The organism is Streptomyces sp. NPDC030021, from assembly GCF_055574035.1.
Genome location: NZ_JBVIAH010000007.1, coordinates 72,866 through 94,351 on the forward strand (window position 1 = coordinate 72,866; position 21,486 = coordinate 94,351).

The window sequence follows — 21,486 nt, forward strand, 5'->3', positions numbered from 1 at the left end:
CGTGAGCTGCGCGTACCGAGCGTGAGCTGCGCGGGCCGAGCGTGAGCTGCGCGTACCGAGCGTGAGCTGCGCGGGCCGAGCGTGAGCTGCGCGTACCGAGCGTGAGCTGCGCGGGCCGAGCGTGAGCTGCGCGTACCGGCCTTCACGGCACCCGTCTGACCTGCGGCCCTCACCGAGCGCTGATGATGCCGTCACCCGTTCGGCCCCCTACGATGGCCACGGGGGCGGGGCCGGGTGAGGATCCCCGCATCGGTCATCCGCGCATGACACCGGGGGTCGGGAATGAAGGCACACGTCAGGACGGGCACGGCGCTGGCCGCGCTCGCGGTCGTGGGCGGCGGGATCTACGCCGTGCCACGGCTGCTCGACAGCGGCGCGGCGCCCGCCTCGGAGCAGCGGCTCCAGGGCGATCCGGGGCAGGGCGAGCCGGCGCGGGGGAAGCCGGACGCTCCGCCGGACGCCGCCCCGGGGAAGCCGTTCACGCTGGTGGCGACCGGCGACATCATCCCGTACCCGTCGATCGTCCAGCGGTCGGCGGACGACGCGGGCAAGGCCGGGGAGTACGACTTCCGGAAGATACTCGCCGGGGTCAAACCCCTGGTCTCCGCCGCCGGCCTGGCGATATGCCACCACGAGATACCGTACGGGCGCCCCGGCGGCCCCTACACCGGCTATCCCACCTTCAAGGCCCCGCACCAGTTGGCGGACGCCCTCAAGGATGCCGGGTACGACAGCTGTTCCACCGCATCGAACCACACCCTGGACGACGGCTACGAGGGCCTCGCCCGCACCCTGGAGCACCTCGACCGGGTCGGCATCCCGCACGTCGGCTCGGCCCGCAGCGCGGAGGAGGCCAAGGCCCCGGCGCTGCTCGCGGCGGGCGGCGCGAAGGTCGCCCAGCTCTCCTACACGTACGGCACGAACGGCATCCCGCTTCCCCAGGGCAAGCCGTGGGCCGTCAATCTGATCGACAAGGACCGGATCATCGCCGACGCCCGGGCCGCACGGGCGGGGGGCGCGAACGTGGTGGTGCTCAGCGTCCACTGGGGCACCGAGTGGCAGACCGCGCCGGACGAACAGCAGAAGGCGCTGGCGCAGGCGCTGACCGCCTCCCGCTCGGCCGACGGGCTCCCCGACATCGATCTGATCATCGGCACGCACAACCACGTGCCCCAGCCCTACGAGAAGATCAACGGCACCTGGGTGGTCTTCGGGATGGGCGACCAGGTCGCCAGCTTCGTACCGGCCGACAAGCTGCGCGGCAACCAGTCCTCGGTCCCCCGCTTCACCTTCTCCCCGGCGGCGGGCCGGCCGGGCCGCTGGGAGGTGGTGAAGGCCGAATACCTCACGCAGTACTCGGACATGGGGCCGCCGTTCCGCGTCGTCTGCGCCTCCTGCGCGGCCTCGGACACCTCGCTCCCGGCCGCGAAGCGGAGCGAGTACGCGCGGATCGACCAGCAGGTCACCGAGGCCGTGATGTCCCGTGGCGCGGGCGGACAGGGGCTGGAACACGCCACCCGCTGAGCACGTCCCAGCGCCGTCCATGTCCCCCGCCGGGGCCCGCCGGAGCCCGCCGGCCCATGAGTCACCGGACACGCCGCCCGTCCTTGCCCGGCACCCGTTGAGCACTCCCCTCCGTGCGCTCCTCGGGGCGGGCGCGCCGGGCGGCGGCCCGGGGCTCCCGATCGCCCTACGAGGCCCTGCCCCGCCGGGTGATCAGGAGCGCGCCCCCGCCGATGGCGAGCAGGGTCAGGGCCCCGCCTGCGACGTAGGGAGTCAGTGAACCGCCGCCGGTCTCGGCGAGGTTGGCGCCGGTGGCGCCGCCGGACGTGGCGGAACCGGAGCCGGTCCCCGTCGCCGTCTGGGGCTTGATGTCCGGGTCCGCGGGCGGGTTCGCCGCCGGCGCCGCGCCCGTCGGGGACTCGCAGTGCGCCTCGGCGAGCACGATCTCGCCGTCGACCTTCGCCACGTTCAGGTTCAGCGGGTTCACCGCCACCTTCAGGCGGAGCGCGGCCGCGGCCGCCGTGGTGTCGGTGGTCTCCGTGGCGGACAGCTCCAGGTCGATCCGGCCCACTCCGGGGACCTCTACCTCGGTGGGGCCGCCCGCCGACAGGGTGACCTTCTTGCCGAGCGCCGTCACCTTCCCGAGGGCGTTCGCGCTCGCCACCGGCTTCTTGCCCGCCTCGCAGACGGCCTTGGAGGTGACCTTCTCCACCTCGATGAGGGAGAGCAGCGGCAGTCCGGGCACGTGGACGGAGGCCTTGGCGAGGTTCGCCTCCGCCTCGGCCCGGGTCTTGTCGGCGGTCGCCTTGGAGGTGGCCACCTCGGCGCGCAGCACACTGACCGGATCGTTCCCCTCGACCCCGTCCAGGGTGATGGTCAGCGCCGTCTTCTCGGCCGTCGCCGGGGCACTGACCTCGTTGAGGGTCGTCTTCAGCGGGACGTTCACGGTCTTGTTGAGCAGGCCCACGTCCAGTCCGGCACGCAGGACGACGGCGCCGGCCTTGCCCTCACCCCCGGCCGCGCCTCCTCCCGTGGCGAAGGCGGGCGGAGCGGTGAGCAGGGCCACCGCTCCCGTGGCGAGGAGGACGGCCGCGGGCATGCGGAAGGTATGGCTGTTCACGGTGGTGGAACCCCCGGGGAGTTGGGTGCCGTCGCGCCGCCGATGGGGGACATCGCGGGCGCCGACGGACTCGACCCCGGAATCTTTACGCACTGCGGGTGAACGAGTGGGAACCTGACGTGACTTCACCCCAAAGGGTGGTTTCCGGGCGCATATTCGAATCATTACGCCTCATGAAGAACGCAAGTTGTCTCCTTTCACCGACACCCGGCCCGCCCGGTCGTCTTCAACGACCGACGGGCCACGGATGTCACGCGACGTCAACCGGGCGCCGCCCGCACGGACGCACGGCTCAGGCCCGGACCCTGCCGTTCACGACGACCCGCAGCGGCCGCGCCAGCACGTGTACGTCGGCCCGCGGATCGGCGGCGTACACCACGAGGTCGGCGGGCGCCCCCTCGGTCAGCCCCGGCCTGCCGAGCCACTCGCGGGCCGCCCAGGCCGTCGCGGAGAGGGCGTCGATCGGCGGGATGCCGGCCTTGACCAGCTCCGCGACCTCAGCCGCGACCAGGCCGTGCGGCAGCGAGCCGCCCGCGTCGGTGCCGACGAAGACCTCGATGCCCGCGTCGTAGGCGGCTCGGACGGTGTCGTAGCGCCGTTCGTGGAGCCGTCGCATGTGCGCCGACCAGTGCGGGAACTTCGCCTCGCCGCCCGCCGCCATCTTCGGGAAGTTCGCGATGTTCACGAGCGTCGGGACGATCGCGACCCCGCGCTCCGCGAACAGCGGGATGGTGTCCTCGGTGAGGCCGGTGGCGTGTTCGATGCAGTCGATGCCCGCCTCGACCAGGTCGCGCAGCGAGTCCTCGGCGAAGCAGTGCGCCGTGACGCGGGCGCCCAGCCGGTGCGCCTCGGCGATGGCCGCCTCGACCTCGGCGCGCGGCCAGCAGGCCGCGAGGTCCCCGGCCTCGCGGTCGATCCAGTCGCCGACGAGTTTGACCCAGCCGTCGCCGCGCAGCGCCTCGCGGCCGACGTACTCGACGAGGTCGGCGGGTTCGATCTCGTGGGCGTAGTTGCGGATGTAGCGGCGGGTGCGCGCGATGTGCCGCCCGGCCCGGATGATCTTCGGCAGATCCTCGCGGTCGTCGATCCAGCGGGTGTCGGAGGGCGAACCGGCGTCCCGGATGAGGAGGGTGCCGGCGTCGCGGTCGGTGAGGGCCTGACGCTCGGCGGTCTCGGCGTCGACCGGGCCGTGGGCGTCCAGGCCCACGTGGCAGTGCGCGTCGACCAGTCCGGGCAGGGCCCAGCCGGTCACCGCGGTGACCTCGCGGGTGCCGCGCGGGCGCTCGTAGGAGATCCGCCCGCCGACCACCCACAGCTCGTCGCGTACCTCGTCGGGGCCGACCAGCACCCGGCCCTTGACGTGCAGTACGTCGCTCACACCGCTCACATCGCTCATGGCGGCACTGTACGCACGGGCCCTGCCGCTTCAGGAGGCGGAGAGGGCGTCCAGGAGCCGGTCCACGTCCGCCTCCGTGTTGTAGAGGTGGAACGAGGCCCGCAGGAGGCCCGCGCGGGCCGATGTGACGATGCCGGCGGCCTCCAGGGCGGGCTGCCGGCCGGCGAGGCCCGGCACGGAGACGATGGCGGAGTCGCCGGGGACGGGCTCGTGGCCCAGGCGCGCGATCCCGGCCCGGTAGCGGGCGGCCAGGGCGGTGTCGTGGGCGTGGACGGCCTCGATGCCGATCCGCTCCAGCAGGGCCAGCGCGGGCTCGGAGGCGTGGTAGGCGAGGAAGGCCGGGGACTCGTCGAACCGCCGCGCCCCGTGGGCGAGTTCCGCCATCGGCCCGTAGGTGGCGTCCCCCTCGGCCACCGCCGGAACCCATCCGGCGTGCAGCGGGGTCAGCGTGTCCTGGGCCTCCGCCGACACGGTCAGGTACGAGGCTCCGCGCACGCCGAGCAGCCATTTGAACCCGGCGGCGACCGTGTACTCGTACGGCGAGGCGTCGAACGGGAGCCACCCGACCGCCTGGGTCGCGTCCACGAGCATCCGGGCCCCGTGCGCGGTCGCCGCCGCGCGCACCGCCGCCAGGTCGGCCTTGCGGCCGTCCGCGGACTGCACGGCGCTCAGCGAGACCAGGGCGGTGCCGGGGCCCACGGCCTCGGCGACGGATTCGAGCGGGGCGAAGCGCACCTTGAGGTCGCCGCGCGCCACGAAGGGGTTGATCACGGAGGAGAACTCGCCCTCGGGGCACAGCACTTCGGCGCCGGGCGGGAGCGAGGCGGCGACCAGGCCGACGTGGGTGGAGACGGCCGAGCCGATGGACACCCGGTCGGTGTCCACCCCGACCAGGCGGGCGAAGGCCGCCCGGGCCCCGTTCACGCGGTCGAAGTCACCGAAGCCGGTGGGGAGCCCGGCCCCCGCCGCCTCGGCCAGCTCCCGTACGGCCGCGACGGCGGAACGCGGGACGACCCCGCACTTGGCGGTGTTGAGGTAGGTGGTGGAGTGGGCGAACTCGGCACGGGTCGCTTCGGCGAGCGGAAGATCCATGCCGTCAACTCTGCGTCAGGAACGGCCCGCAGTCCATCGCCCGGACCCCCGAGTCGCCCGAGTCGCCCGAGTCGCCCGAGTCCTCCATGTCTCCCCGGGTGCTCCCTATGCCTGGGGGACCGCGCACGCGCCGTCGGGCTCGCAGGCCTCGGCGGCCGCGGCCGGTTCCTCGACCTCGCGCCCGGCCCACGCCTGCTCCAGGGCCCGGGTGAACACCTCGGCCGGCTGTCCGCCGGAGATCCCGTAGCGGCGGTCGAGGACGAAGAACGGCACGGCGTTCGCGCCCAGCTCGGCGGCTTCGCGCTCGTCGGCCCGGACCTCGTCGGCGTAGGCGGAGCCGTCGGCGAGGACGGTGCGGGCCTCGGCCTCGTCCAGTCCGGCCTCGACGGCGAGCGCGATCAGCACCTCGGGGTCGAAGACGGAGCGCTCCTCGGCGAAGTTGGCCCGGTAGGCGAGGTCGAGCAGCTCTTCCTGGCGGCCGCGGGCGGCGGCCAGGTGCAGCAGCCGGTGGATGTCGAAGGTGTTGCCGTGGTCGCGGCCCTCGGTCCGGTACGTGAGCCCCTCGGCGCGGGCGCTGGCGGCGACGTGCTCCTCCATGCCGCGCGCCTCGTCGAGGGTGCGGCCGTACTTCTTGGCGAGCATCTCCACGACGGGGGCGGTGACGCCCTTCGCCCCGCCCGGGTCGAGCTCGAAGGACCGGAAGACGACCTCGACCTCGTCGCTGTGCGCGAACTCGGCCAGTCCCTTGGTGAAACGGGCCTTCCCGATGTAGCACCAGGGACAAGCGATGTCGCTCCAGATTTCGACGCGCATGATCCTTCTTCTCTCCGGGTTCAAGGGGGGAAACGGTTTGTGGTTCAACCATTCACCGCCCCGTCTCATTCCCCGGACGGGACCGGCACCTGGCCCACCTGCAGCCAGAGGGTGCGGTGGGTGCCCGAGCGGGGGGCCGACGGGTCCGCGCGCCAGCCCTGCGTGGCGTAGAAGGCCTGGGCGCGGAGGTTGTGCTCGTAGACCTCCAGGCGGACCCGGCGGATTCCGGCCCGCCGCCAGGCGTCCAGGCAGGCGGCGTGCAGGGCGGCCCCGGTGCCGCGGCGCCAGTGGACGGGGTCGACGTGGAGCTGGGTGAGGGTGGTCTCGCCGTCCCGCGTGCGGAACGCGGCGACCCCGGTGAGCTCGCCGTCCTGCTCGGCGCAGAACACCTCGCCCTCGGCCGTGTCCCGGGCGATGGCGTGCGACCAGCCCTCGCGGGTCCGCTGGAGCTCGGCGTCGCCCAGGTAGGCCTGCTCGGGGATGTGGCCCTGGTAGTAGGTGGCGCGGGCCCGGGTGTGCAGGGCGGCGATCGCGGGGAGGTCGGCGGGGTGCGCGGCTCTGATCATGGGAGTGGGAACGCGCCGGGAGCCTCGACGGTTCCCGGCGCACCCGCCGCGCGGCCTTCGTGGCTACTTCTTCAGCCACGCCTCCATCATCTTCTGGGCGATGGGGGCGGCCAGCTTCCCGCCGCCGATCTCGGAGCGGTCGGTGTCGGAGTTCTCGATCACCACGGCCACCGCGATCTGCTTGCCGTTCGACTTGCCGTACGAGGTGAACCAGGCCAGCGGTGCGAGGCTGTTGTTGACACCGCGCTGGGCGGTACCGGTCTTGCCGCCGACCTCGGCGCCGGACACCTGGGCCGGCTTGCCGCCGCCCTCGGTGGCGACCGTACGCATGGCGTCGCGGATCATCGAGGCGGTCCTCTCTCCCATGACCTGCTGGGACTTCGGGTCCTTGAAGCTCTCCAGCACGTCGCCGCCCGCGTCGGTGACCTCGGAGACCAGGTGCGGGGCGACGAGCTTGCCGCCGTTCTCGATCGCGGCCGTCACCATCGCCATCTGGAGCGGGGTGGCCTGCACGTCGAACTGGCCGATACCGGTCTGCGCGACCTGGTCGACCGACATCTTCTTCGACGGGTACTTGCTGGGCGGGTTGGTGCGGACCGGGGTGTCGATCTGCACGTTGAAACCGAGCTTCTCGGCCGTCGCCCGCATCTTGTCCTGGCCCAGCTTGGAGGCGAGCTCGGCGAAGACGTTGTTGCAGGACAGCTTCAGGGCGGTGCGCACCGAGACGTTGTTGCAGGCCGCGGAGCCCGCCTCGCTGGGCAGCGGGGTGCGGGTGCCGGGGATCGTGTACGGGTCGGCGATCCCGGTCTGCCGGTCGAGGTCGGTGACGAGTCCGTTCTCGATCGCCGCGGCGAGGGTGACCAGCTTGAAGGTGGAGCCGGGCGCCTGGGGCTTGCGCAGCGCCACGTTCTCCATGGCCTTGCCCTTGTCCGCGGAGAGGGCGTCCCAGGCCTTCTGGTCGTCGGCGCCGGCGATGCTGCCCGGGTCGAAGGAGGGGTTGTTCACCACGGCGAGGATCTCGCCGGTCTTGGGGTCCATGGCCACGGCCGCGCCCTGCTTGCCCTGGAGCGCGTCGTAGGTGGCCTTCTGGACGTCCTTGTCGATCGTGGTCAGGACGTTGCCGGGGGAGGCCCGCTTGTTGGTGAGCATGTCCATCACGGTCTTCAGCCGGCTGTCGGAGCCGTTGAGGACGTTCTTGTAGATGCCCTCCAGCAGGGTGGTGCCGTAGGCCTGGGAGCTGTAGCCCGTGATGGGTGCGTAGAGGGGGCCGTCGACGTACGTCCGCTTGTAGCCGAAGTCCTTGCCGCCCGTCTTCTCCGAGCCGGTGATCGCCTCCCCGCCCACGATGATGTTGCCCAGCGGGTTCTCGTACTGCCCGATGAGATTCCGGCGGTTGTGCTTGTCGTCTGCGAGGGCCTGGCCTTGGTATGCCTGCACCCAGGTGACGCGGACCAGCAGGGCCAGCACCAGAAGCAGACAGAAGACCGACGCACGCCTGATCGTCTTGTTCATCCCCCAGAAGGACGTCTCTGCGGTCCCAGCCGTTCCGCTCTGCCCCGATTGTGGCGGGGTTCTCAGCTTTTCTTCATGATGAAGCCTCCCTCGTAGGCCGCGATGACCGCCTGGGTGCGGTCGCGGGAGCCGGTCTTGGTGAGGACCGCCGCGACGTGGGTCTTGACGGTCTGCGGCCCGACGCCGAGGCGCTCGCTCATCTCGTGGTTGGACAGCCCGGTGGCCATCAGGCGCAGGACGTCGGCCTCGCGCTCGGTGAGCCGGGCCACCCAGGGCGCGTCGGCGGGCGGGGCGCCGGCCGTGTGGGCGGCGGCAAGGGAGCGGACGGCGGCCGGGAAGAGCAGCGAGTCGCCGCGGGCGACGAGCCGGACCGCACCGATCAGCTCGTCGGGGTCGGCCCGCTTGAGGAGGAAGCCGGCGGCTCCCGCGCGCAGCGCGTCGTAGACGTAGGCGTCGTTCTCGAAGGTGGTGACGACCACGATCCGGGGCGGCTCGGCCATGGTGGCGAGGATCTGCTGGGTGGCCCGGATGCCGTCGATCTCGGGCATCCGGACGTCCATGAGCACCACATCGGGGGCCAGTGAGCGGACCAGCGGAACCGCCTCGGCCCCGGTGGCCGCCTCACCGACGACCTCCAGGTCGGCTTCGGCCTCCAGGATGACCCGCAGCGCGGTGCGGACCATCCGCTCGTCGTCGCAGACCACGATGCGCAGCGGCGGCCGCGGCGCGGGAACGGGCGCGGGCGCGGGAACGGCGGTCATCGGGCTTCCCCGGCGAGCGGGAGGACGGCCCGCAGCCGCCACCGGTCCCCGTGCGGGCCGGCCTCGACGCTGCCGCCGAGCAGTGCGGCGCGTTCCGCGGCGCCGCGCAGTCCGCGGCCCCCGGTGGTACGGGTCTCCCGGTCCTCGGCGGGCGCCGCCGGCGGATTGGTCATGGTGATCTCCAGTTCACGGTGTGCGGTGTCGGGGCCTGCCTGTACGCGGATCCGCAGATCCACCGGGCCCGCGCCGTGCCGCAGGGCGTTGGTGAGGCCCTCCTGGACGATCCGGTACGCCTCGCGGGAGGTGATCGCCGGGAGGGCGGCCCAGTCCCCGGCGGGTCCGGGGTCCTGGTGCGCGGTGACCGTGGTGCCGGCGGCCCGGGTGCGGGCCAGCAGTCCGTCGAGGTCGGCGGCGAGGGTGGGCGCGGGCGCGGCGTCCGGCCGGGCCGGGTCCCCGTCCCGCAGCAGGCCCAGGACGGCGTCGAGCTCGCCCACCGTCCGCCGCGTGGTGTCCTCGATCGCGGCCAGCGCCTCCCGTACGAAGTCGGGGTCGCGCTCCAGCATGCGCCGGGCGGCGGCGGCCTGGAGGGTGACGGCGCTCAGGGCGTGCCCGACCGCGTCGTGCAGTTCCCGAGCCAGCCGGTTGCGCACGGCCAGGTCGGCGGCCCGCTCCTCGGCCGCGGCCAGCCGGTCGGCCGCCGTGGGCCCGAGCAGTACGGGCGCCATCCTGGCCAGCAGCTTCCCGGCCCCGACGGCGCACAGGGTGAGCCCGGCCAGCAGCCCGATCCCGGCCAGGGGGGCGATGTACGGGCCGGCGTCCGTGGCGAACCAGCCGTACCCCAGCCGGACGGCCCGCAGCCGCCCCACGGCCGGCACCGCGATCAGCATGACCGCCATGGGCGGCACCGCGAGGGTCATTCCGCTGATCAGCGCGCCGGTCCCCAGGTGCAGGGTCCACCAGGCCGAGGCCCGTCCCCGGGCGGCCCAGGACGTGGCCGGACCGTCGGCCAGCCGCTCCCCCGGCACCTCGCACATGGCCCGGACGGCGGCCACCGACATCGGCCGGACCGGCCCGACCAGCGCCGTGACCGCGACGAGGGGCAGGGAGGCGGCGTAGGCGAGGAAGGTGAGCGGGGCGGAGTCGAGCGCGTTGACCCCGCCCGCGACGACACCGACCACCACCTGCGTGAGCAGGAAGTACGGCATGAGCAGGGCGCCGCCGAGGATCAGGTGCACCCAGCGCCACCGGGCCCGCGCCACCGGCAGCCGGCTCACCCCGGGCGGCGGGTGGTGAGGAACCGTATGAGGACGGTGCCGGTGAGCAATCCGGTGATCATCTGACCAGCGTAGATCAACAGCGTTGTGGCGGGAGGGCCTTCGCCGCCGTCCAGCTGTGGTCCCAGTGCGGAGACCGTCATCCATGCCCCCCAGCTCAGCGTCGCCGCCCCGCCGATCCAGGCGAGGCCCAGCGGCCAACGTGCCCGCAGCGTCCCGCCACGGGCCAGCAGCAGGGCCCCCGCTCCGGCGGCGAGCGCGCATATGGCGTGGACCGCGGACACCACGGCCGTGTCCGCGGAGTACGCGGCCGCCCGCTCGGTGCCCAGACCGGCGGCACCTCCGAAGGCCCAGTGCACCAGCACTCCCGCGACCGCCAAGCCGACGGCTGCCGCGGCTGCCGCCACCACCCCCGTGGGCGACGGCAGCCGCTCCCCCGTCACGCCCCGCCAGGGCCGCCCCCAGCGCTCCCGCGCATAGGGCACGAACAGAGCGGCCAGGGCGAGTCCTTGGACGGTGAATCCGGTGTAGACGACGTGGAACACCCACGGGTCCAGGAAGGGCTTCCGCACCGCCTCCACCGCCGGGTCCGCGCCGAAGCCGACGGCCCGTACGAGCAGTTGGCCCGGGAAGCCGAGGAGGATCGGGGTCAGCAGCCCGGTGGCCACGAACACCGGAACGGTCAGCAGCGGGCCCGGCACCCGTATGCCCCAGGGCCTGGTGAGCACCAGCACGAGCAGGATCACGCAGGCGTCCATGGCAAGCGTGACGGCATTGGCCGCGTTGAAGAACGGGCCCGGCTCCCGCAGCACGCTGCCCTCGGGTATCCCGAGGTGACTCCCGCACAGCCAGACCGTCTTGAGCCCCAGATACGGCACGGTGGCGGTCAGGGCCACCGCCCGCAGGATCCGCCGCCCGCTTCCCAGGCGGGAGGGCGACGGCCGCTTCACTTCCGTCAGGTCACTCGGGTGCGTCTCTCGCGTGTTCATGACTCAACGGTCGCGCCCGCGCGGCCCCGCCACCTCCCCCTGGAAGGGGAACCGCCTCCCCCACGCGGGGGAGTACAACCGTCGCCCCGGCTGCGCCGCGTGTCACATCCGGCGCGTCACGACCGACAGCCGGTCCCGCGCCTCGAACAACGCCGCCTTGATGACCTGCTCGTGCTCCCCCGTCAGCCGGGCCACCGGGACCGAGCAGCTCACCGCGTCCCGTGCCGGCGTCCGGTACGGCACGGCCACCCCGAAGCAGCGCAGCCCGAGTGTGTTCTCCTCCCGGTCCACCGCGTACCCCTGCTCCCGCACCAGTGCCAGCTCCTCGATCAGCTGCTCCCGGTCGGTGACCGTGTGCTCGGTGACCGCCTCCAGGCGCCGCGGCAGCAGCCCCCGTACCTCCTGGTCCGTGTGCGTGGCCAGCAGGGCCTTTCCCAGCGCGGTCGAGTGCACGGGCAGCCGCCGCCCGACCCGGGTGAAGGGGCGCAGGTAGTGCTGGGACTGCCGGGTGGCGAGGTAGACCACGCTCGTCCCGTCCAGCCGGGCCAGGTGGATGGTCTCCGTGGTGTCGTCGGAGAGCCGGTCCAGGGTGGGCCGGGCCGCGGCGACCACCTCGTCGCCGTCGATGTACGAACTGCCGACCAGCAGGGCCCGTACGCCGATGCCGTACCGGGTGCCCGTCGCGTCCGTCTCCACCCACCCCAGATTCACCAGCGTCCGCAGCAGCATGTAGAGGCTGGACTTCGGCAGGGAGAGGTCGTTCTGGATGTCGGCCAGGCTGTGCAGCCCCGGCCGCGCCGCGAAGTGCTCCAGCAGCAGGACGGTCCGCACCGCCGATTTGACCGGCGCCGCCTGGGCGGGGATCCCGGACTCGGTCGTCGTCATACGCCTGCTTCCCCTCTGGTCGCCTCTTGTCACGCCGAGGACGCGGAAATAGAGTCCACAGCAGATGTGATCATTCATCCACCGGAACCGCGTTCAGAATACTGAACGATCCAGGAGGCAGTGGGCCATGACAACGACACCAGTCTGGAGTGTGGACCCCCGCACCGGGAAGCAGCGCGAACAGGTTGCGGTGGAGGCCACACCCGGCGAGGTGGACGAAGCCGTACGGGCCGCCCACGCCGCCCGTGGCTCGCTCGCCGACGCCACCGTGCGCGCCGCCTTCCTGCGCGCCGCCGCCGCGCTGCTGGACGAGGCCGCCGCCCATGTGATCGAGGCCGCCGACGCCGAGACCGCGCTCGGCCCGGGCCGGCTCACCGGCGAACTGGCCCGCACCACCGGCCAGCTGCGCGCCTTCGCCGACGCCGTGGACGCCGGGGCCTACCTCGACATCCGGATCGACCGCGCCGACCCCTCCCTCAGCCCGCCGCGCCCCGAACTGCGCCGCTACAAGGTCCCGCTGGGCGTGGTCGCGGTCTACGCCGCCTCCAACTTCCCGCTCGCCTTCTCCGTCCCCGGCGGGGACACCGCGAGCGCGCTCGCCGCCGGCTGTCCGGTGGTCGTCAAGGCGCACCCCGACCACCCCGCCACCTCCGAGCTGTGCGCCTCGCTGCTGCGCCGGGCCGCGGCCCTGACCGGGCTCCCGGCCGAAGTGGTGAGCGTGGTCCACGGGTTCGACGCCGGCCTGGAGCTGATCCGCCATCCGCTGGTGGCGGCCGCCGGATTCACCGGTTCCATCCGGGGCGGGCGAGCCCTGTTCGACGCGGCCGCCGCCCGGCCCGTGCCCATCCCCTTCCACGGTGAGCTGGGCTCCCTCAACCCCGTCGTGGTCACCCCGGCCGCCGCCGCCGAGCGCGCCGAGGAGATCGGCGCCGGGCTCGCGGGCTCGGTCACCCTCGGCGTCGGCCAGTTCTGCGTGAAGCCCGGCCTGGTGCTGGTCCCCGAGGGCGCGGACGGCGACCGGGTGACCGGCGAGCTCACCAAGGCGCTCGGGGAGACCGAGCCGGGGGTGCTGCTCGACCACCGGATGCGGGAGAACTTCGTCTCCGGGGTGCGCGAGCGGGCCGCGCTGCCCGGCGTCGACGCGCCCGTGACCCCGGGGTCCGGCGGCGAGCACACCGTCGGCGCGGGCTACCTGACCGTGCGCGCCGGGAGCCTCCTGGAAGGCCGCGGGTACGACGTCCTCCTGGAGGAGTGCTTCGGTCCGGTCACCGTCGTCGTGCGGTACGCCGACCAGGGCGAGGCGAGCGCGGTCCTCGGGCTCCTCGGCGGGAACCTGAGCGCCACCCTCCAGCTGTCGGCCGCCGAGACCGAGGGCGCGCCCGGCCCGGCCGCCGAGCTGATCGGGCAGGTCACCGGGCTGGCGGGGCGGATCGTGGTCAACGGCTGGCCGACCGGGGTCGCGGTGGCCCCGGCCCAGCACCACGGCGGCCCGTACCCGGCCGCGACCTCGCACTCCACCTCGGTGGGTGGCACGGCGATCGAGCGCTGGCTGCGTCCGGTGGCCTACCAGTCCGTGCCGGACGCACTCCTTCCGGCGGAGCTGCGCGAGGCCAACCCGCTGGGGCTGCCGCGTCAGGTCACCGGGGGCTGAGCGTCCCGGTGTCCCGGCAGGCCTCGCCGCCCGCCGCCCGCCGGGACACCGGAAATCCCGTTTGCCCGCCCCCGTCCGTCGCGGCAGTCTGCGCCGCATGCCAAAGCCGCACGGGTTCACGTACGAACGCCACCGGCACGACTCCGTCGTCATCACCCACCGGGGCCGCACCGCGGCCACCCCCGCAATCAGCGCTGACATCCCGAACGTGCCGAAACATCCCGCGAGGGTAAGGGAACGGCAAAGCACCTCCGGTCGTTCTCCGGGCATGACCGCTATGACCCCTGGATCCAACCTGCCGCTCAATGCCGTCCGCGTGACGGTCGACGTGGCTGCGCCGGTACGGCTCGACGTATCGGCCCTGCTCCTGACGGCGGACGGCAAGGTGCGCTCCGACGCCGACTTCATCTTCTTCAACCAGCCCTCCGGGCCCGGTGTCAGCTACCGGTCCGGCGGGGGTACGGCACCGGACTCGATCACCGTGGACACGGCCGCCCTGCCCCCGGGCATCGAGCGGATCGTGGTCACCGCCAGCCCCGACGCCGCCGGACAGTCCTTCCAGGGCATCGAGCCCACCGGCACCGTGCGCAACGCCGACGGCGGCGCGGTGATCGCCTCCTTCACCCCGCCGCGGCTGGGCACCGAGACCGCGCTCGTCGTCGTCGAGGTCTACCAGCGCGGCGGCGTGTGGAAGGTGCGCGCGGTCGGCCAGGGGTACGCCAACGGTCTCGCGGGCATCGCCACCGACTTCGGGGTCTCCGTGGACGAGGAGCCCGCGGCGCCCCAGGCCGTGACCCCGCCCGCGCCCCCGGCGCCCCCCGTGCCCCCGACCCCGCCGGTCTCCTACCCGGCCTCCCCCTGGCTCGGCGGCGCCACCACGCCCGCGGCTCCCGCCCCGGCCGCCCCCGTGGCACCTCCCGCACCCGCGGCCCCCGCGCCCGCCGCCGGGAAGATCAACCTCGACAAGGGCCGGGTCAGCCTCCAGAAGAACCAGACCGTCTCCCTGGTCAAGGGCGGCCGCCCGCTGCTCTCCCAGGTCAAGATGGGTCTGGGCTGGGAGCCGGCCTTCCGCGGCAAGGACATCGACCTCGACGCCTCCGTCATCGCGTACGGCCCCCAGCGCAACCACATCGACAGCTGCTACTTCGGCAAGCTGTCCATCCTGGGCGGTGCCATCAAGCACTCCGGTGACAACCTCACCGGTGAGGGCTCGGGCGACGACGAGGTGATCGTCGTGGACCTCGGCCGGATCCCCGCCGACGCCACCGGCCTGGTGTTCACGGTGAACTCCTTCTCCGGCCAGAAGTTCACCGAGGTGGCCAAGGCCTACTGCCGTCTCATCGACGCGGCGAGCGGCGAGGAGCTGGTGCGCTTCGACCTCACGAGCGCCGAGCCCCAGACCGGCGTGATGATGGCCAAGCTGATCAAGCAGTTCTCCGGCGAGTGGGAGATGACCGCCATGGGCGACTTTGTGAAGTCGCGCACAGTGCGCGGCATGGTCAAGCCCGCCGCGCAGGCACTCTGAGCAGGTGGGCGGGCACATGCGGCCACCGGTACGCGTCCCGGGTGATGGATGCCACGCGTAATCCGTAGGTGGCTGTCAGTGCCCGCCCGTAGCCTTGAAACCATGCACGAGACACTCACCCCCGCGGGGCCCGCCCGCCCGTCCGCCGCCGAGGCGAACGAGGCGATACGGCACCTTGTCGAGACCCGGGTGGACGGCGAGTGGCCCTCGGAGGCGTATGAGTTCCTGCTCGCCGAGTGGGCCGAGGCCTCGCGCGCGGAGGTTTCCCCGGCCCTGTAGGCGGCACGTGCGCGGTGGCGCCGCCGACGGTCAGTGCGCGCGCCGCCACGGTCCGGTGATGGCCAGCATGATGCCCGGGACCTGGATGTTGGCGTACAGCGTGCGCCCGTCCGGGGAGAAGCAGACACCGGTGAATTCGGAGTACTCCGGCGCCTCGGCCGACCCGTTGTTCAGCTCGTTGCGCGCCAGCGGGTAGGTGCGTCCCGACGCGGTCGCGCCGAACAGGTGCTGCAGCCCCGAGCCGTCCTCCGCGATGATCAGGCCGCCGTACGGGGACACGGTGATGTTGTCGGGGCCGTCGTAGCCGCCGTCGACCGACGGGTCCGCGTTGATCCCGATGAGGACGGTGAGCCGGACCGTGCGCCGCTTGGGGTCGTAGAACCAGACCTGGCCGTCGTGGGCCGCGCCCGGGCTCTCCTCACGGGCGTAGGACGAGACGAAGTACGCGCCGCCGTCCGCCCACCACATGCCCTCCAGCTTGCGTCCGCGCGTCACCACACCGTCCGCGAACTGCTTGCGCACCGGTACGGTCCGGGCATCGCGGTCGGGCACGTCCACCCAGTCGACCCCGTACACGGTGCCGATCTTCGTGGCGCGCGAGAAGTCGTCGACGAACCGGCCGGAGCTGTCGATGCACTTGGCGGCCTGGAGCACGCCGGCATCGGCCGCGAGCGTACGGAGTTTGCCGCGCCCGTGGTGGAAGCCGCGGGGCGGGGTCCAGCGGTAGAGCAGCCCGTTGGGGCCGGAGGCGTCCTCGGTCAGGTAGGCGTGGCCCTGGCGCGGGTCGATGACCACGGCCTCGTGGTCGTAGCGGCCGAAGGCCTTGACCGGCCGCGGGTCACGGTTGGCGCGCCGGTCGTGCGGGTCGACCTCGAAGACGTAGCCGTGGTCCTTCGTCATGCCGTTCTTGCCGGCCAGGTCCGAGTTCTCCTCGCAGGTCAGCCAGGTGCCCCAAGGGGTGGCACCGCCCGCGCAGTTGGTCGACGTACCGGCGATGCCCACCCATTCGGCGACCTCGCCGCCGCGCCGGACCTCGACGACCGTGCATCCGCCGGCCGCGGCCGGGTCGTAGACGAGTCCCTCGGTGAGCGGGACGGGGTGGGCCCAGTTCTCCCGCTTGCCCTTGAGCTCGTGGTTGTTGACGAGGAGGGTGACCCCGCGGTGGCCCTCGAAGGCAGCGGTCCCGTCGTGGTTGGACGGGGTGGTCTCGCCGCAGTCCAGCTTGGTGACCCCGCTGTGCGTGATGACGCGGTACGTGAATCCGGCGGGCAGGGCCAGCAGTCCCGCGGGGTCGGGGACGAGCGGGCCGTAGCCGGGCTCGCAGGGCCGTCCGTGCTCGTCGCGATCGGTGCTGTCCTCGGCGGCGAGCGCCCCGGGGGCGGTGGCGAGGGCGCCGACCGTCCCGGTGAGCGCGACTCCCGCTCCGGCGATGACGGTACGAGCGGTGAAGTCTCTACGGCTGAGCGGCATCGGGTCTCCAGGGGTGGGGAGGTGGTGCGCCTGTCGTGCGGTCGTCGGCGCACACGCTCTCGCCCGCACGTGAACGGCGGCTGAACTACCCACCAAGAGGAACCGACCCCTTGCCCTGCCCCGGAATGGCCAACTCCGACCGCAGGAACGGCGCATTGTCGCCACCCATCCCGGGCACCCTCTCCGGGCACCCCGGCCGGGGGGCTCGGGTCAGCCGGTCCTGCCGATGGCGCTGCGGGCCGCGAGGCGGAAATCCTTGACCGCCTGGTAGAGGATCCGCTGCCGCTCGGCGGCGAGGGCGGCGTCCTCGGCCTTGTGGGTGGTGTCCCCGGCGCGGGCGTTCGCGGCCATCCGCCGCATGACGTGTGCGAGATCGCTGGAAGCGTGGGTGACGCGTTCGGCGACCTCGGCGAGGGAGGCCGGCCCTTCGAGGACGACGATCTCGGCGGCGCGGTGGACCTCGCGGGCCAGGGTGACGAAGCGGCCCGTCTTCTCGTCGAGGTCGGACAGGTCGGGTGCGTCCGGGCGCAGCGCGTCGAGTACGGCGTCCATGGCTATGTCCCGGTCATGGAGAGCGCCGAGGTAGCCGGCGTACGCGTCGCGGCGGTGCTGGCGGCTCCACTGGGCGTGCTGGGACCGTGCCTGCGCACGGCCGTTCACGATCGCGGCCCCGAGGGTGGTGGCGGAGCCGACGGCGGCGCCCAGCAGTGCGGCGAGTCCTGAGTCCATGGCGCCCATTGTGTCCGCCGGGGATCGCGGGACAGGGACAGCCCTCGGGCATCCCTCCCCCACCGTGCCGTGCCGTGCCCTGCCCGGGCGGGCCGGGCACGGCCCGATGAGGAAGCGCCGCCCGACCGGCCCGGCCGCCAGGCTCTAGGCCGGGCGGCGGGAGCGGGCCTTGAACGCGGCCTTGCGGGCCTCCTTGGCCGCCTTCTTGTCCGGGTGCAGCCGGCCCATCGCCTCCAGGACGTACGCCGTCGCCGGGTGCTCCACCCGCCACACCTGCTCGAAGAATCCCGTGTGATGGGCGGTCAGGGTCTCCATCAGCAGCGGGAGCTCCTCCGTCTCCCCGTCGGCGGCGAGCTGCGCCGCGATCGTGTCCACCGTCAGCCAGAACACCATCTCCGGGTCCGGCGCCGGTACGTCGCTCACCCCGCGCTCCGCCAGCCAGACCCGGGCGAGCCCGCCGAGCTCCGGGTCGTCCAGCACCGAGCGGACCGCGGGCTCGGCCTCCGGTCCGGCGGGCGCCAGGGCCTGCTGGCACCGGAGCCGGCGCAGCGGGGCGCCTTCGTCGTCCCCGCGGGCGGCGGCCAGCAGCTCGGCGGCCGCGGCGGGCAGTTCCCGGCCGGCCAGCCACTGCTCGATCTCGGCCTGGGCGGCGCTCTCGGAGTAGAAGGAGACCGCGTCGAGGAGGGCGTCGGCGCCCTTCTCGGCCAGTTCACCGACGGCGGGGGCATCGACCCCGGCCTCCAGCATCCGGGCCCGGATCCCGTACAGGCCGAGAGGGGTCAGGCGGACCATCCCGTAGCGCGAGACGTCCTCGTCGTCCGCAGCACTCGCGGCGCTCCCGGCACCCCCGGCACTCCCGGTCTCCGGTTCCAGGGGGCCGTCGGCCTCCGCCATCAGCTCCTCGTCGACGGGCCGGAACTGCACCAGCCCGATCGGCTCCAGCTGCCGGAACTGGTCGTCGAGGCGCATCATCGCGTCCGAGACCTGCTCCAGCACGGCGTCGGTCGGCTCGCCCATGTCGTCGGGCACGACCATCGACGCGGCGAGCACCGGCAGCGGAACCGGTTCGTCCGCGGCCCCGCCCTCGGTGACGGTGAGCAGGTAGAGGTTGGCGAGGACCCCGTCGAGGAAGTCCGCCTCGCGCCCCGGGTTCCAGTCCAGCCGGTCGAAGTCGATCTCGCCGCCCGCGTCCAGCGCGTCCACGAGGTCGTCCAGGTCGGGCACCGCCGCGTCGGCAAGCACCGTGTCCAGCGCCGCCAGCCAGAGGTCGAGCACGTCGCCGGGCGTACCGCTCGTCACCAGCGCGAGGTCCTCACCGGGCGCGGCCGTGCCGAAGCGCTCCTCGTCGCCTTCCCCGCCGTCGTCCTCCGGCTCGGTCACGTCGACCAGGCCGGTGTCCACGGCCACGCGCCAGGCCTGGCTCGCGTACCCGGCGGAGTCCGCGTCGGCGGCGTCGAGGCCGAGCACCGCGGCGGCCTCGGGCAGCTGGTCGGTGGCGAGCTCGCCGCCGACGCCGACGCGGGTGTCGGGTCCGGCCCAGCGGGCGAGCCGTACGGCGCGCGCGAACAGCGGGGCGCCGAGGGCGTCGCGGGCCAGCTCCGCATCGGAGTGCAGCCGTACGGGCGGCAGCGTGGGGTGCGAGTCTGCGGACATGGGGACGGTTCTCCTCGCGGACGCGGTGGGGCGGGGCAGGGCGGGTGGAACGGGGTGTGGCGTTGGTGACACGGGCCGTGCTGTCGGCCGGACCGTCAGATGCGCCCGGATTTCGATGACATGGCCGACATGACGGGCAGTGCGGGCATGCGGATGTGGCGCAGATGACAGGCGTGGCCTTCGTACGGCGCTCCAGCGTAGACGCATTTCGGGCGCGTCCGGCGGGCCATCTCCTTTGGTTCATCCCACAGTCAGCTGCCGTATTCCCTGGAGGGCTTGACAACTTTGCTGGCCACACAGGAAATTGACGCGCGTAGATGTATAGGGAGCGGCTTGCCTCCCGCAGATCTCACTGCCGCACCCCCCACCTTTTCCCTCTCCCACACCGGAGTTCCTGCCCATGCGCTCCTCGCATCCCCGTTCCGCCGCCGTCGCGGCCCTCGTCGCCACCGCACTGGCCACCGGCCTGCTCGCGGGCTCCGCCGACGCGGCCGAAGGCGCCGTGTCCGCCGATCCGATACGCATCCACGACATTCAGGGCACCACCCGGATATCCCCGCTCAACGGCAAGCAGGTCACCGACGTCGAGGGCATCGTGACGGGCGTACGTACGTACGGCTCGCGCGGCTTCTGGATCCAGGACCCGGACGCCGACGACAACGACGCCACCAGCGAGGGCGTCTTCGTCTTCACCAACTCGGTCCCGACCGTCACCGCGGGCGACGCGGTCAAGGTCTCCGGCACGGTCGGCGAGTACATCCCCGGCGGCGTGAGCTCCGGCAACCAGTCGGTCACCCAGATCTCCAAGCCGACGGTGACCGTGGTCTCCTCCGGCAACGCGCTGCCCGAGGCCACCGCGATCACCGAGTACTCGGTGCCCGCCGAGTACGCCCCGGCCGGCGACCCGGCCGCCGGCGGCAGCATCAACGGTCTGACCCTGGAGCCCTCGCGCTACGCCCTGGACCACTTCGAGTCGCTGGAGGGCATGAACGTCAAGATCGGCACCTCCCGCGTGGTCGGCGCCACCGACCCGTACTCGGAGCTGTGGGTCACGGTGAAGGGCTGGGAGAACACCGCCAAGCGCGGTGGCACCATCTACGGCTCCTACGAGTCCCAGAACACCGGCCGCCTGCAGATCCAGCAGCTCGCGCCCCTCGCGCAGCAGCCCTTCCCGGTGGCCAACGTCGGCGACCGGCTGACCGGCACCACGGAAGGCCCGCTGGACTTCAACCAGTTCGGCGGCTACACGCTGGTGGCCCGCACCCTCGGCACCGTCAAGGCGGGCACCCTCGCCCCCGAGAAGACCAAGCCGCAGGCCGAGCAGGAGCTCGCGGTGGCCACGTACAACGTGGAGAACCTCGACCCGACCGACCCGCAGGAGAAGTTCGACGCGCTGGCGAAGGCCGTCGTCGAGAACCTGGCCTCCCCCGACGTCCTCGCCCTGGAGGAGATCCAGGACGACAACGGCGCCAAGAACGACGGCACCGTCTCCGCCGAGCAGACGCTGACGAAGTTCACCGCGGCGATCACGGCGGCGGGCGGCCCGGCCTACCAGTGGCGGACCGTCAACCCGGAGGACAAGAAGGACGGCGGCGAGCCCGGCGGCAACATCCGCCAGGTGTTCCTCTTCAACCCGGCGCGGGTCTCCTTCACCGAGCGCGCCCCGGGCGACGCGGTGACGGCGACCGGCGTGGTCAAGGAGAACGGCAAGGCCGCCCTGACCCACTCCCCCGGCCGCATCGACCCCGCGAACCCGGCGTGGGCGGACAGCCGCAAGCCGCTGGCGGGCGAGTTCGTCTTCCGCGGCAAGACGGTCTTCGTGATCGCCAACCACTTCGGCTCCAAGGGCGGCGACGAGGGCCTGACCTCGCACCACCAGCCGCCGGTCCGTTCCTCGGAGGCCAAGCGACTGCTCCAGGCGCAGGCCGTGAACGGCTTCGTGAAGCAGATCCTGGCGGAGGACAAGAACGCCGACGTCCTGGTCCTCGGCGACATCAACGACTTCGAGTTCTCGGCCACGACGGACGCGCTGGCGGACGGCGGGGCGCTGTACCCGGCGATCAAGTCGCTGCCGAAGGCCGAGCGTTACTCGTACGTCTACCAGGGCAACGCGCAGGTGCTGGACCAGATCCTGACCAGCCCGGCGATCAAGAAGTTCACGTACGACAGCGTGCACATCAACGCGGAGTTCTCGGCGCAGAACAGCGACCACGACCCGCAGGTGCTGCGCTTCCGCCCGTAACCCCTCGGGTCCCGCAGCTGCAGGGG

18 protein-coding genes are annotated in these 21,486 nt (G+C 72.9%); 5 read left to right on the forward strand and 13 right to left on the reverse strand.

The window, feature by feature from the left end:
- Window positions 1-282 precede the first annotated feature (282 nt).
- Window positions 283-1,524, forward strand: a complete 1,242-nt coding sequence (locus ACZ4YL_RS15605) for a CapA family protein (RefSeq protein ID WP_468116881.1) — start codon at window positions 283-285, stop codon at window positions 1,522-1,524.
- A gap of 166 nt (window positions 1,525-1,690) precedes the next feature.
- Here ACZ4YL_RS15605 and ACZ4YL_RS15610 read toward each other — a convergent pair whose 3' ends face one another.
- The 10 genes from ACZ4YL_RS15610 to ACZ4YL_RS15655 all read right to left on the reverse strand — a co-directional run bounded on the left by ACZ4YL_RS15610 (window position 1,691) and on the right by ACZ4YL_RS15655 (window position 11,911).
- Complete coding sequence (locus ACZ4YL_RS15610) at window positions 1,691-2,623, reverse strand: SCO1860 family LAETG-anchored protein (RefSeq protein ID WP_468116883.1); 933 nt, start codon at window positions 2,621-2,623, stop codon at window positions 1,691-1,693.
- Window positions 2,624-2,915: 292 nt separating this feature from the next.
- The gene (locus ACZ4YL_RS15615; protein ID WP_468116885.1) at window positions 2,916-4,019 is read right to left on the reverse strand and encodes an amidohydrolase family protein; all 1,104 of its coding nucleotides are present in this window, start codon (window positions 4,017-4,019) and stop codon (window positions 2,916-2,918) included.
- A 30-nt stretch (window positions 4,020-4,049) separates the two neighbouring features.
- The gene (locus tag ACZ4YL_RS15620) at window positions 4,050-5,111 is read right to left on the reverse strand and encodes an aminotransferase class V-fold PLP-dependent enzyme (RefSeq protein WP_468116887.1); all 1,062 of its coding nucleotides are present in this window, start codon (window positions 5,109-5,111) and stop codon (window positions 4,050-4,052) included.
- A gap of 105 nt (window positions 5,112-5,216) precedes the next feature.
- Window positions 5,217-5,924 carry a DsbA family oxidoreductase gene (locus ACZ4YL_RS15625; protein WP_468116888.1) on the reverse strand — a complete coding sequence of 236 codons (708 nt, stop codon included), beginning with the start codon at window positions 5,922-5,924 and terminating at the stop codon, window positions 5,217-5,219.
- A gap of 65 nt (window positions 5,925-5,989) precedes the next feature.
- Window positions 5,990-6,490 carry a GNAT family N-acetyltransferase gene (locus ACZ4YL_RS15630; protein WP_468116890.1) on the reverse strand — a complete coding sequence of 167 codons (501 nt, stop codon included), beginning with the start codon at window positions 6,488-6,490 and terminating at the stop codon, window positions 5,990-5,992.
- A gap of 63 nt (window positions 6,491-6,553) precedes the next feature.
- Window positions 6,554-8,002, reverse strand: coding sequence for a peptidoglycan D,D-transpeptidase FtsI family protein (locus ACZ4YL_RS15635; RefSeq protein WP_468116892.1), 1,449 nt, complete (start codon window positions 8,000-8,002; stop codon window positions 6,554-6,556).
- 62 nt (window positions 8,003-8,064) lie between these two features.
- A complete protein-coding gene (locus tag ACZ4YL_RS15640) occupies window positions 8,065-8,763 on the reverse strand; it encodes a response regulator (protein ID WP_468116894.1) in 699 nt (232 codons plus the stop codon).
- Window positions 8,760-10,028, reverse strand: coding sequence for a sensor histidine kinase (locus ACZ4YL_RS15645; RefSeq protein ID WP_468117258.1), 1,269 nt, complete (start codon window positions 10,026-10,028; stop codon window positions 8,760-8,762). The genes ACZ4YL_RS15640 and ACZ4YL_RS15645 overlap by 4 nt, the downstream gene beginning before the upstream one ends.
- A gap of 5 nt (window positions 10,029-10,033) precedes the next feature.
- Entirely contained in the window at window positions 10,034-11,026 is a 993-nt protein-coding gene (locus tag ACZ4YL_RS15650) for a hypothetical protein (protein ID WP_468116895.1), read from the reverse strand.
- 102 nt (window positions 11,027-11,128) lie between these two features.
- Complete coding sequence (locus ACZ4YL_RS15655; RefSeq protein WP_202202105.1) at window positions 11,129-11,911, reverse strand: IclR family transcriptional regulator; 783 nt, start codon at window positions 11,909-11,911, stop codon at window positions 11,129-11,131.
- 127 nt (window positions 11,912-12,038) lie between these two features.
- Here ACZ4YL_RS15655 and ACZ4YL_RS15660 point away from each other — a divergent pair, with 127 nt between their 5' ends.
- The 3 genes from ACZ4YL_RS15660 to ACZ4YL_RS15670 all read left to right on the forward strand — a co-directional run bounded on the left by ACZ4YL_RS15660 (window position 12,039) and on the right by ACZ4YL_RS15670 (window position 15,366).
- Window positions 12,039-13,562, forward strand: a complete 1,524-nt coding sequence (locus ACZ4YL_RS15660) for an aldehyde dehydrogenase (NADP(+)) (protein WP_468116896.1) — start codon at window positions 12,039-12,041, stop codon at window positions 13,560-13,562.
- A gap of 268 nt (window positions 13,563-13,830) precedes the next feature.
- Window positions 13,831-15,087: a TerD family protein gene (locus ACZ4YL_RS15665; RefSeq protein ID WP_468116898.1), complete on the forward strand. Its 1,257-nt coding sequence runs from the start codon at window positions 13,831-13,833 to the stop codon at window positions 15,085-15,087.
- 102 nt (window positions 15,088-15,189) lie between these two features.
- Window positions 15,190-15,366 (forward strand): hypothetical protein, encoded by a 177-nt coding sequence (locus ACZ4YL_RS15670; RefSeq protein ID WP_189735878.1) that lies wholly within the window; start codon window positions 15,190-15,192, stop codon window positions 15,364-15,366.
- A 30-nt stretch (window positions 15,367-15,396) separates the two neighbouring features.
- Here ACZ4YL_RS15670 and ACZ4YL_RS15675 read toward each other — a convergent pair whose 3' ends face one another.
- The 3 genes from ACZ4YL_RS15675 to ACZ4YL_RS15685 form a co-directional block, all read right to left on the reverse strand.
- Window positions 15,397-16,836 carry an alkaline phosphatase PhoX gene (locus ACZ4YL_RS15675; protein WP_468116901.1) on the reverse strand — a complete coding sequence of 480 codons (1,440 nt, stop codon included), beginning with the start codon at window positions 16,834-16,836 and terminating at the stop codon, window positions 15,397-15,399.
- Window positions 16,837-17,046: 210 nt separating this feature from the next.
- Window positions 17,047-17,565, reverse strand: a complete 519-nt coding sequence (locus ACZ4YL_RS15680) for a proline dehydrogenase (protein ID WP_468116902.1) — start codon at window positions 17,563-17,565, stop codon at window positions 17,047-17,049.
- Window positions 17,566-17,709: 144 nt separating this feature from the next.
- Entirely contained in the window at window positions 17,710-19,218 is a 1,509-nt protein-coding gene (locus tag ACZ4YL_RS15685) for a hypothetical protein (protein ID WP_468116904.1), read from the reverse strand.
- Between the two features lie 400 nt (window positions 19,219-19,618).
- On the opposite strand from ACZ4YL_RS15685, the gene ACZ4YL_RS15690 reads away from it, so the two are divergent.
- A complete protein-coding gene (locus tag ACZ4YL_RS15690) occupies window positions 19,619-21,460 on the forward strand; it encodes an endonuclease/exonuclease/phosphatase family protein (RefSeq protein WP_468116905.1) in 1,842 nt (613 codons plus the stop codon).
- Window positions 21,461-21,486: the final 26 nt, after the last annotated feature.